The organism is Vibrio sp. 970 (assembly GCF_033339075.1).
Genome location: NZ_JAWOTW010000755.1, coordinates 1 through 531, shown reverse-complemented (window position 1 = coordinate 531; position 531 = coordinate 1). Strand labels below are relative to the sequence as shown.

Here is a 531-nt window from a genome sequence, read left to right as displayed (position 1 = left end):
GGCTTATGGCCCAATTTCTCTACCATCCTTTATTAATTCTCTTCTTCGATTGTTTTCTCCAGTATCAGCTATCATGCATATTGCACAATACCTTTCATTTAACCTGGGCGATGGTGACTCTTTTACCGGTTTTGATTTCAAGCACTTCTACTGCGTCGTCAAAGGACATTTCTGCATCTACTAAAGTGGATAGCATTAATATGATTTGTTCGTCACTAAGGACGTTATTCGGAACCACTGTGGCTATTTTCTTAAATCGAGATACATGCCACTTCGTAAACCTACGATAGTAAGCGCCATGATAAGGACCAAATGCTATCGGTTTGACCTCTTCAACTACCTTTGCATTTGGAGAGTATTTCTGAATATTCTTCACCGCTACAGAATCCGCTTCCGCGAGGATGAATATTGATTTTTTTACGCCTTGCAACCCTTTGCTGCTTAACTCACTCAACGATTCATCACCAACAGCACAAGCGGGGATTCGCCTTGCTAACAAGAGACTTGCCAAAATCGGGTCTTCGACAACAA

At 41.6% G+C, this 531-nt stretch carries 1 protein-coding gene; it reads right to left on the bottom strand.

What is annotated here, in order from left to right; translation table 11 throughout:
- Positions 1 to 94: 94 nt before the first annotated feature.
- Positions 95 to 531: hypothetical protein (locus tag R7Q11_RS29020; RefSeq protein ID WP_225467325.1), on the bottom strand; the 437-nt coding region annotated here is incomplete at its 5' end.